Here is a 9205-nt window from a genome sequence, read left to right as displayed (position 1 = left end):
GACGGCCCCGCGAGACGGCGGAGAAATTTCGCGGTGATTGGCTGTTGACGGGCGACCGGGGGGTGATCGAGGCCGGGCACATCCGCTTTGTCGGGCGCGAGGATGACGTGATCACGAGTGCGGGCTACCGTATCGGTCCGGCAGAGATCGAAGATTGCCTGCTGACCCATCCGGCTGTGGCGACGGTGGGCGTGGTGGGTAAACCGGATGCCCTGCGCACCGAGATCGTCAAAGCCTATGTGGTGCTGAAAGCCGGGCAGGTGCCCTCGGAGGCGCTGGCGGGCGCGTTGCAGGCGCATGTCAAGGCGCGCCTCGCGGGCTATTCCTATCCGCGCGAGATTGCCTTTCTCGAGGCCTTGCCGATGACGGTCACCGGCAAGGTGATCCGCAAGGACCTCAAGGCGCGGGCAGCGGCGGAGGGGCAGGCATGAGCGCGTCTGGACATGCGTTTGGCCATGAAAAAAGGGCTGGCACGATGGCCAGCCCTCAGGGTCCGATCCTGTTTGGGAGGGGATCAGAATTTCATCACATAGGCGGCGTTGAACACCCACGGGTCGATCTTGACCTTGCCGATCTGCGCGCCGCCGACCTTCACGTCGGTTTCGATGTCGATGTAGCGCACATCAAGACGCACGGCGGCTTTCTCGCTGATGGCATAATCGGCACCGGCATGGAGCGCGAGACCCCAGCTATCGTCGAGATCGAGCGAAACGCCGGCCAGCGGACCCTTGCCCTTTTCATCGAAGAAGTAGGTGTAGTTGATGCCGACGCCCACGAACGGGGTGAAGGCGCTGGAATTGGTGAAGTGATACTGCACCGACAGGGTCGGCGGCAGGTGCTTGGTCTCGCCAACTTGACCGGCACCGGCAAGGTCGACGTCATGCTCGAAGGGCAACGAGGCCAAAAGCTCGACACCGACGTTCTTGGCAACGAAATACTCCAAGGTGATCGTCGGGCTGAGCGCGCCATCGGCGCTGACGCGGCCCACGGCGGTTGTCGTGGCGCTGTCAGGCTCGATCCAGCCGAGACCGAGACCGAGCAGGAAGTCGCCTTTTTCCTGGGCGAGGGCCGGAACTGCTGCAGAAGCCAGCAGAGCCGAGAGGGTGAGGGCGGTGATATGTTTCATGGTCTGTCCACTCTTGTTCTTACAAGGTGGGGTATGCGCCCATCCGACTCGGAAAACATTGATTTGGGTCAAATTGCCCGGTGGTCGCGAAGACGCGGCAAATATGCAACAACTGTGCCAAGACGGGGAGCGCGTTCATGCGTCTGACATCATCTGTTCTGACAGGGTCCGAGGCGTTCAAGGCCAATCGGGCCGGTCATCTGGAGGCGCTGCGTGTGGTGCGCGAGGCCGCCGATTGGGCGGCAGCGGGGGGCGGAGCACAAGCGCGCGAGCGGCATGTGTCCCGCGGCAAGATGCTGCCGCGCGACCGGGTGGCGGGGTTGCTCGATCCCGGGAGCCCATTTCTGGAGGTGGGGGCCACGGCGGCGCATGGGCTTTATGACGGGGCGGCCCCCTGTGCGGGCGTGATTGCGGGCGTGGGGCGCGTCATGGGGCGCGAGGTGATGGTGGTCTGCAACGACGCCACTGTCAAAGGCGGCACCTATTATCCCATGACGGTCAAGAAACATCTGCGCGCGCAGGAGATTGCCGAGGAATGTCATCTGCCGTGCGTCTATCTGGTGGATAGCGGTGGCGCGAACCTGCCCAATCAGGATGAGGTTTTCCCCGACCGCGACCATTTCGGGCGGATTTTCTACAATCAGGCGCGGATGAGCGCCAAAGGCATCGGGCAGATTGCCGTGGTGATGGGAAGCTGCACCGCCGGGGGTGCTTATGTGCCCGCGATGTCGGACGTCACCATCATCGTGCGCGATCAGGGCACGATTTTTCTGGCAGGTCCGCCCCTCGTCAAGGCCGCGACGGGCGAGGTTGTCAGCGCCGAGGATCTGGGCGGCGGCGATGTGCATACGCGCCTGTCGGGTGTCGCAGATTATCTGGCCGAGGATGACGGGCACGCGCTGGCCTTGGCGCGGCAGGCGGTGGGGTCCTTGGGCAAAGGGGATGCGCCGACGCTGCGTTGGGAGACACCCGAAGAACCGGCCTATGATCCCGAGGAGCTCTTGGGCGTGGTGCCCGCCGATCTGCGCACGCCCTATGACATCCGCGAGGTCATAGCGCGGGTCGTCGATGGCTCGCGCCTCGATGAGTTCAAGGCGCGGTTTGGTGAGACGCTTGTGACGGGATTTGCCCATATCAAGGGCTGTCCTGTGGGAATCGTGGCCAATAATGGCGTCTTGTTCTCGGAAGCCGCGCAAAAGGGCGCGCATTTCGTGGAACTCTGCAGTCAACGCAAGGTGCCGCTGATCTTCCTGCAAAACATCACCGGCTTCATGGTGGGCCGCAAATACGAGAATGAGGGCATCGCACGGCACGGGGCCAAGATGGTGACGGCGGTGGCGACAACCTCTGTGCCCAAGATCACCATGGTGGTGGGCGGGTCGTTTGGCGCGGGCAATTACGGCATGGCGGGACGCGCCTATCAGCCGCGCTTCATGTGGTCCTGGCCGAACTCCCGTATTTCGGTGATGGGCGGCGAACAGGCGGCAGGGGTGCTGGCCACGGTGAAACGCGACGCCATCGAGCGCAAGGGCGGCATCTGGTCGGCCGAGGACGAGGCCGAATTCAAGCGCCCCACGGTCGAGATGTTCGAGCGGCAGGCGCATCCGCTCTATGCCAGTGCGAGGCTCTGGGATGACGGGATCGTCGACCCGCGCAAAAGCCGCGATGTTCTGGCGCTGTCCTTGCGCGCGGCGCTCAACGCCCCGGTGGACGAGACGCGCTTTGGCGTGTTTCGGATGTGAGGGGGCGGGCCGTGGAATTTGAGTATTTGAAGAACGATGAAAGCGGGAGCGCGGGCCATGTTTGAGCGGATACTGATTGCCAACCGGGGCGAGATCGCGTGTCGGGTGATGCGGACGGCACGCAGCCTGGGGATCGAGGTGGTGGCGGTTTATTCCGATGCGGATCGGGGCGCCGCGCATGTGGCGCTGGCGGACCGGGCGGTATGGATCGGGGGTGCGGCGCCAGCCGAGAGTTATTTGCGCGGCGAGGCGATCATCGCGGCGGCGCTCGAGACGGGGGCTGAGGCCATTCATCCGGGTTACGGCTTTCTGAGCGAGAACCCCGATTTTGTCGAGGCGGTGGAGGCGGCGGGGCTGGCCTTCATCGGCCCTTCGGCATCGGCCATTCGCGCAATGGGTCTCAAGGATGCTGCGAAAGTGCTGATGGAAAAGGCGGGTGTGCCGGTGGTGCCGGGCTACCATGGCGCGAACCAAGACCCCGAGCATCTGGCGGGGGCGGCGGAGGCGATCGGCTATCCGGTGCTGATCAAGGCCGTGGCAGGCGGCGGCGGCAAGGGGATGCGTCTGGTCGAGCGGCCCGAACAATTCTCCGAGGCGCTGGAGAGTGCGCAGGGCGAGGCGCGCACGGCCTTTGGCAATGCTGCCGTTTTGATCGAGAAATACATTCAGAAGCCCCGGCATATCGAGGTGCAGGTGTTTGGCGATGGTCGCAAGGCCGTGCATCTGTTTGAACGCGATTGCTCGCTCCAGCGGCGGCACCAGAAGGTGATCGAAGAGGCCCCGGCCCCCGGCATGACACCAGAGGTGCGCGCCGCCATGGGGCAGGCGGCGGTGCGCGCGGCGGAGGCGATTGGCTATGCAGGGGCGGGCACGGTCGAGTTCATCGTCGATGGCTCGGACGGGCTGCGCACCGATCGGTTCTGGTTCATGGAGATGAACACGCGCCTTCAGGTCGAGCATCCGGTGACGGAGGCGATCACCGGCGTCGATCTGGTGGAATGGCAATTGCGCGTGGCGGCCGGTGAGGGGCTGCCCGCGCGCCAGGAGGATCTGACGATCAACGGTCATGCCTTTGAGGCGCGGCTTTATGCCGAGGATGTGCCCAAAGGGTTTCTGCCCGCCACGGGGCGGCTCTCGCATCTGGCCTTTCCCGGTATGGCCCGCGCCGATAGTGGCGTGCGGGCCGGCGATGAGATCAGCCCGTGGTATGATCCGATGATCGCCAAGGTGATCACCCATGGCCCCACGCGTGCCGTGGCGCTGAGGCGTCTGGCGGCGGCGCTGGAGGGGACGGAGGTCGCCGGGACGGTGACGAACCTCGGGTTTTTGGGGGCCTTGGCGCGGCATGCGGGGTTTGCGGCGGGCGAGGTCGATACCGGGCTGATTGCGCGCGATATCGAGGCGTTGGTGGTGGCCCCTGTGGCGGGACCGCGCGAGGTGGCTCTGGCGGCACTGGCGGGTCTGGACCTCCTTGGGGACACGCTGCCTGATGCGGGCTTTGTCCTATGGTCGCCGCTGGAGCGCGAGGTGCGGTTGATCCATGGGAACGAGGAAATTGCTGTCCGGCTGGTGACACTGGGCGCTGACGCGCATGATTTGCGCGTCGGGGACGCGGTGGTCGTGGCGCGGCGCGTGGATGGGCGCTGGCGGCTGGATGGGCAGCCCGCGCCCGGCGTCGCCGTTGATGGCAACCTGATCACGGTCTTTGCGCGCTATGGGCTGAGCTTTGATCTGGTTGATCCCTTGGCGAGAGAGGGTGCCGCCGGGGGCGATGCCACCTTGATCGAGGCACCGATGCCGGGGCTGGTCAAGGCGGTCTACGCCACACCGGGGCAGGCGGTGGTCAAGGGCGACCGGTTGGCGGTGCTGGAGGCGATGAAGATGGAACACAGTCTCTTGGCGGCGCGCGACGGGGTGGTGGCCGAGGTCTTGGTGTCCGCGGGCGATCAGGTCAGCGCCGGTGCGGCGCTGGTGCGGTTGGAGGAGGAGAGCGCATGATCCGGCTGCATCATGTGCCGCTGGCGCGGTCGCTGCGCGTCATGTGGCTCTTGGAAGAGCTCGGGCTGGACTATGAGGTCGCGTATTATTCGATCCGCGACGGATCACTGCGCAGCGCGGAGTTCATGGCGCTGTCGCCTGCGGGGCGCGTGCCGGTGCTGGAGCATCAGGACGCAGTCTGGTTTGAGAGCGGTGCGATTGTGCAGCTTTTGTGCGAGACCTATCCGGAGGCGGGGTTGATGCCCGCGCCGGGCCGTGCGGAGCGGGCGCGTGCGCTCGAGATGTTTGCCTATGCCGAGACGGTGGGCTGTCTTTTGGAAAACCTCAATCTCAACCAAGTGTTCCTGCGCCCGCCCGCGCAGCCATCTCCGGTGGTGGTCAAGCTGCTTAACGCGCGGCTGCGCGCGAGCCTTGCGGCGATGGAGGCGCGGATAGAGGGGGATTACCTCTTGCCTATGGGATTTTCGGCGGCGGATGTGATGTTTGCCTATGGGTTTGAACTGGCGCGCTATTACGTGGACCTGAGCGCCTATCCGCGGCTCATGGCCTATTGGACGCGGTTGCGCGCGCGGCCTGCGTATATCCGGGCCAAGGCGCGGGACGGGGTGCAGGATATCTACACCCAAGATTTTTATCCGGTGCCGGAGGGGGCGTGATGGCAGAACATGTCGAGATGTTCGAGGTGGGACCGCGCGACGGGTTGCAGAACGAGGCGCGGCACATTCCAACGCGAGACAAGATCGCGCTGGTGGATTGCCTGAGCGGCGCAGGATTCTCGCGCATCGAAGTGGCGAGTTTTGTCAGCCCCAAATGGGTGCCGCAGATGGCCGACAGCGCCGAAGTGCTGCGCGGTATCCGGCGCGCGCCGGGGGTGCGCTATGCCGCCCTCACGCCAAATATGCGGGGGTTGAGTGACGCGCTCGAGGCGGGGGCAGATGAGGTGGCGATCTTTGGCTCGGCCTCGGACGGGTTTTCGCGCGCCAATATCAACGCCACGATTGACGAGAGCCTTGCGCGGTTTGCGCCGGTGATGGAGTCGGCAGGGGCCGAAGGGCTGCGCGTGCGCGGCTATGTGTCCTGCGTGGTCGAATGCCCCTATGACGGGCCGGTGGCCCCGGCCGAGGTGGCGTGGGTGGCCGAGGCGCTCTGGGCCATGGGCTGTTACGAGATCAGCCTTGGCGATACCATCGGGCGCGGCAGCCCCGAAGCGGTCGCCTTGATGCTGGCGGCGGTTCGGGACGTGGTGCCGGTGGAGCGGCTGGCGGGGCATTTTCATGACACGTCGGGTCGCGCGCTCGAGAATATCGAGGTGGCCTTGGCGCAGGGCGTGCGGGTGTTCGATGCCGCCGTGGGGGGCTTGGGCGGCTGCCCCTATGCGCCGGGGGCGGCTGGAAATGTGGCGACCGAAGCGGTCCACACGCGGCTTGCAGAGCTCGGATATGAGACAGGGTTGGACGCAGCCGTGCTGGCGCGGGCGGCCAATATGGCGCGGGCGATGCGCGGCGCGGGGCAAGACTCGTGAAAAGGGGATGGTGATGAGCGAGACGATCAGCATCGAGACGGATGCGCGCGGGGTGGCAACGCTCACGCTGGAGCGGGCGGACAAGCACAATGCCATGTCGGCGCAGATGATTGCCGAGTTGCACGACGCCGCTGAGCAATTGGGCGCGGATGCGCAGGTGCGTGTCGTTGTGTTGGCGGCGCGCGGCAAGTCATTCTGCGCGGGCGGTGATCTGGGTTGGATGCGGGAGCAATTCGAGGCAGAACCGGAGGCGAGGGGGCGCGAGGCGGCCAAGTTGGCGCAGATGCTGCGCGCGCTTGATGCGATGCCCAAGCCACTGATCGGGCGGGTGCAGGGCAATGCCTTTGGCGGCGGTGTCGGGCTGCTCAGCGTCTGTGACGTGGCCATCGGGGCGGATCATGCGCTGATGGCGCTGACCGAGACGCGGCTGGGGCTGATCCCGGCCACCATTGGCCCCTATGTGGTGGCGCGGATGGGCGCGGCGCGGGCGCGGCGCGTGTTCATGTCGGGGCGCAGGTTCGATGCCGCCGAGGCGGTGCAGCTTGGTCTGTTGGCCCGCGCGGTGCCCGAAGGTGATCTGGATGCCGCTGTTGAGGCCGAAGTTGTGCCCTATCTCGACTGTGCGCCGGGGGCGGTGGGGCAGGCCAAGGCGCTGGTGCGGGCGCTTGGGCCGCGCGTTGACGAGGACACGATTGCCATGACCATCGCGGCTCTCACGACCTGTTGGGAAGGGGCAGAGGCGCGCGAAGGCATCGGCGCGTTTTTCGAGCGGCGCAAGCCGACGTGGCAAGGCTGAGACCCGTCTGAGTCGCGCGCATTTGCCGCGTCGCGACGCGCAAGGTGCTGGGGGGATGGCCGAATTGCGGCCTATACGGCATACCGTGGCATGCGAAACGCGAAAATCCGGTGTTTGGGGGGGGCAAACCTGCGCGCGCTCGGTTGACCCCTGCACGGGGCGGGTTTAAACCCGGCGTAGTCATGCAGCCATCTTGATGCGCCGACCCATGCGCATGAAAGGAGCCACCTCGTGGAAGAGATGCTGAGGGAATACCTTCCCATCCTCGTTTTCCTGGCCGTTGCCATTGGATTGGGCCTTGTTCTGATCCTCGCCGCCGTTGTGCTGGCCGTGCGCAACCCTGATCCTGAAAAGGTCAGCGCCTATGAATGTGGCTTCAACGCCTTTGACGATGCGCGGATGAAGTTCGATGTGCGATTCTATCTGGTGTCGATCCTCTTCATCATCTTTGACCTTGAAATCGCGCTGCTCTTTCCCTGGGCGGTGGCGTTCCAGGATCTGAGCATGGCGGCGTTCTGGTCGATGATGGTGTTTCTGGCCGTGCTGACCGCCGGTTTCGCCTATGAATGGCGCAAGGGAGCGATGGAATGGCAGTGATGACGGGTGCCCATACCGCAGGGCCGGATCGCGAAGTGGCAACGCAGGCGCTGAACGCCGAGTTGCAGGACAAGGGATTTCTGCTGACCTCGACCGAGGATATCGTCAACTGGGCGCGCACCGGGTCGCTGCACTGGATGACCTTTGGTCTGGCGTGCTGTGCGGTCGAGATGATGCACACCGCGATGCCGCGCTATGATGTGGAGCGTTTCGGCTTTGCCCCGCGCGCCAGTCCGCGCCAGTCGGATGTGATGATCGTGGCCGGCACGTTGACCAACAAGATGGCCCCGGCGCTGCGCAAGGTCTATGACCAGATGCCCGAGCCGCGCTATGTGATCTCGATGGGGTCCTGCGCCAATGGCGGGGGCTATTATCACTATAGCTACAGCGTCGTGCGCGGCTGTGACCGGATCGTGCCGGTTGACATCTATGTGCCGGGCTGCCCGCCGACCGCCGAGGCGCTGGTGTATGGCATCCTGCAATTGCAACGCAAGATTCGCCGCACGGGGACGATTGTCAGATGAGCGCAACACTCAAGGAACTGGGCGGTTATATCGAGCATAAGCGCGGCGATTGCGTGCTGGGCTGGGACGTGGCCTTTGGCGAATTGACGGTGGACGTGGCGCTGAACCATATCGACGGGTTGGCGGAGTTTCTGAAAACCGATCAGAACTGCGCCTTTTCCACCTTGGTGGATATCACGGCGGTGGATTACCCGGACCGGGCCAAGCGGTTCGATGTGGTCTATCATTTCCTCAGCATGTATCAGAACCACCGTATCCGTCTGCGCGTGTCGGTGCGTGAAGAGGATATGGTGCCCTCGATTACCGAGGCCTATCCGGCGGCCAACTGGTTCGAGCGTGAAGTGTTCGACATGTTTGGTATTCTCTTTTCGGGCCATCCCGATTTGCGCCGCATCCTGACCGATTACGGTTTTCGCGGGCATCCGCTGCGCAAGGATTTCCCGACCACGGGCTATACCGAAGTGCGCTATGACGAGGTGCAAAAGCGCGTCGTCTATGAGCCGGTGAGCCTTGTGCAGGAATACCGGCAGTTCGATTTCATGAGCCCTTGGGAGGGTGCCGAATACATCCTGCCGGGTGATGAGAAGGGGGCGAAGTGATGGACGGCGCCAAAGGTTTCGATGACGCCCTGACCGGCGAGCAGAAAATCCGCAATTTCAACATCAACTTTGGCCCGCAACACCCTGCAGCGCATGGCGTTTTGCGTCTGGTGCTGGAGCTGGACGGGGAATTGGTGGAGCGCTGTGATCCGCATATCGGCCTGCTGCATCGTGGCACTGAAAAGCTGGCCGAGAGCAAGCCGTTCAACCAGAGTATCGGCTACATGGACCGGCTCGATTATGTGTCCATGATGTGCAACGAGCACGGTTACGTGCTGGCGATGGAAAAACTACTGGGCAT

Annotated in this window: 9 protein-coding genes and 2 pseudogenes; 10 read left to right on the top strand and 1 reads right to left on the bottom strand. The window is 64.3% G+C overall.

Features of this window, described 5'->3' with window-relative positions; all coding sequences use genetic code 11:
- Positions 1-431: pseudogene (locus KBT70_RS09885) on the top strand (AMP-binding protein); the annotation flags it as partial.
- 83 nt (positions 432-514) lie between these two features.
- Here the strand turns inward: KBT70_RS09885 and KBT70_RS09880 are convergent.
- On the bottom strand, positions 515-1126 hold the full coding sequence (locus tag KBT70_RS09880) for an OmpW family outer membrane protein (RefSeq protein WP_296632142.1): 612 nt from the start codon (positions 1124-1126) through the stop codon (positions 515-517).
- Positions 1127-1263: 137 nt separating this feature from the next.
- Between KBT70_RS09880 and KBT70_RS09875 the strand changes: the two genes are divergently transcribed.
- From KBT70_RS09875 to KBT70_RS09835, 9 genes and pseudogenes are all read left to right on the top strand, one after another.
- Positions 1264-2868 (top strand): carboxyl transferase domain-containing protein, encoded by a 1605-nt coding sequence (locus KBT70_RS09875; RefSeq protein WP_296632140.1) that lies wholly within the window; start codon positions 1264-1266, stop codon positions 2866-2868.
- Between the two features lie 57 nt (positions 2869-2925).
- Positions 2926-4866, top strand: coding sequence for a biotin carboxylase N-terminal domain-containing protein (locus KBT70_RS09870; protein WP_296632136.1), 1941 nt, complete (start codon positions 2926-2928; stop codon positions 4864-4866).
- A complete protein-coding gene (locus tag KBT70_RS09865) occupies positions 4863-5522 on the top strand; it encodes a glutathione S-transferase family protein (RefSeq protein WP_296632133.1) in 660 nt (219 codons plus the stop codon). Before KBT70_RS09870 ends, KBT70_RS09865 begins: the two co-directional genes overlap by 4 nt.
- Positions 5522-6388 carry a hydroxymethylglutaryl-CoA lyase gene (locus KBT70_RS09860; protein WP_296632130.1) on the top strand — a complete coding sequence of 289 codons (867 nt, stop codon included), beginning with the start codon at positions 5522-5524 and terminating at the stop codon, positions 6386-6388. The genes KBT70_RS09865 and KBT70_RS09860 overlap by 1 nt, the downstream gene beginning before the upstream one ends.
- Before the next feature lie 13 nt (positions 6389-6401).
- Entirely contained in the window at positions 6402-7184 is a 783-nt protein-coding gene (locus KBT70_RS09855) for a crotonase/enoyl-CoA hydratase family protein (protein ID WP_296632127.1), read from the top strand.
- Between the two features lie 231 nt (positions 7185-7415).
- Complete coding sequence (locus KBT70_RS09850) at positions 7416-7781, top strand: NADH-quinone oxidoreductase subunit A (protein WP_296632123.1); 366 nt, start codon at positions 7416-7418, stop codon at positions 7779-7781.
- Positions 7772-8305 carry an NADH-quinone oxidoreductase subunit B gene (locus KBT70_RS09845; protein WP_296632120.1) on the top strand — a complete coding sequence of 178 codons (534 nt, stop codon included), beginning with the start codon at positions 7772-7774 and terminating at the stop codon, positions 8303-8305. Before KBT70_RS09850 ends, KBT70_RS09845 begins: the two co-directional genes overlap by 10 nt.
- Complete coding sequence (locus tag KBT70_RS09840) at positions 8302-8904, top strand: NADH-quinone oxidoreductase subunit C (RefSeq protein ID WP_296632116.1); 603 nt, start codon at positions 8302-8304, stop codon at positions 8902-8904. Before KBT70_RS09845 ends, KBT70_RS09840 begins: the two co-directional genes overlap by 4 nt.
- Positions 8904-9205, top strand: a pseudogene (locus KBT70_RS09835) (NADH-quinone oxidoreductase subunit D); the annotation flags it as partial. The gene KBT70_RS09840 and the pseudogene KBT70_RS09835, both read left to right, overlap by 1 nt.

This window comes from Roseovarius sp., assembly GCF_018066915.1.
Lineage (GTDB): Bacteria > Pseudomonadota > Alphaproteobacteria > Rhodobacterales > Rhodobacteraceae > Roseovarius.
Note: the sequence above shows the minus strand (reverse complement) of the source record. Positions and strands in the feature narration are given on the sequence as shown.